The 783-nt window shown below is 62.1% G+C and carries 1 protein-coding gene and 1 pseudogene; both read right to left on the bottom strand.

The genetic code is table 11. The features are described 5' to 3' along the window. On the bottom strand, positions 1-512 hold a 512-nt coding region (locus tag CUC53_RS18450; RefSeq protein WP_167386800.1), incomplete at its 3' end, for an ABC transporter substrate-binding protein. A gap of 17 nt (positions 513-529) precedes the next feature. Continuing rightward, positions 530-783: pseudogene (locus tag CUC53_RS18445) on the bottom strand (pyridine nucleotide-disulfide oxidoreductase); the annotation flags it as partial.

Below are 783 nucleotides of genomic sequence, written 5' to 3'. Positions count from 1 at the left end.
GTATCGACCATCAGGTTGAGCTGGCCGATTCCCCATGGGGCTTCCAGCCCTTCCACCGGCAGGGTGAAGTCCTCACTCACCGGCAGGCTGTTGTCGACCAGTGCCATGTTGGGCAGCTCGGCGGTAAAGGGGGCGCCAAGCAGCCCCTGCTCCTTGAGCGCCTTGAAGTTCTCGCCGTTGACCCAGAGCAGATCGATGGGGCCGCCAGTTTGCTTGCCCGCCTGCTGGTTGGCCAGCAGCTGGCTGACGCTCTGGGCGATGTCATCCACCTTCACCTGCACTAGCTTGACCTGATAGTCGCGTGCGATCTCCTGCCCGGCCCACACCAGATAAGCGTTGATCTCCGGGCTGCCGCCCCAAGCGTTGAAGTAGACGGACTGTCCCTTCGCCTCCTCAAGGGTCTGTTGCCAGTTGTTATCAGGACTGGCTAACAGCGGGCTGCTGGCCAGCAGTGACAGGGCGCACAGCAGGGTGTTTAACCGCGGTTTGAGCGGTGAGAATGGCTGGAGCATAACAGTAACCTTGGTTGTCAGACGCCACGGCGCCAGCGGTGATAACGGGTCAGCCAAGCCAGCACTCGGGTGGGCTGGTGGGCCCGTTGCCATTCACCCGCCACGTATTTGTTTCCCTCCATCAGGGTGGGATAGGCGTGAATGGTGCCGAGGATCTTGCCAAGGCCGAGGCGGTGACGCATGGCGAGCACGAACTCGGCGATCCGTTCACCGGCGTGAGTGCCCACTATGGTGGCGCCAAGGATAGTATCCTTGCCCGGCACGGTCAGCA

It is taken from the genome of Aeromonas cavernicola, assembly GCF_002795305.1.
Taxonomy (GTDB): Bacteria; Pseudomonadota; Gammaproteobacteria; order Enterobacterales; family Aeromonadaceae; genus Aeromonas; species Aeromonas cavernicola.
The sequence above is the reverse complement of the archived record's forward strand: the minus strand, read 5'-3'. Positions and strand labels throughout refer to the sequence as shown.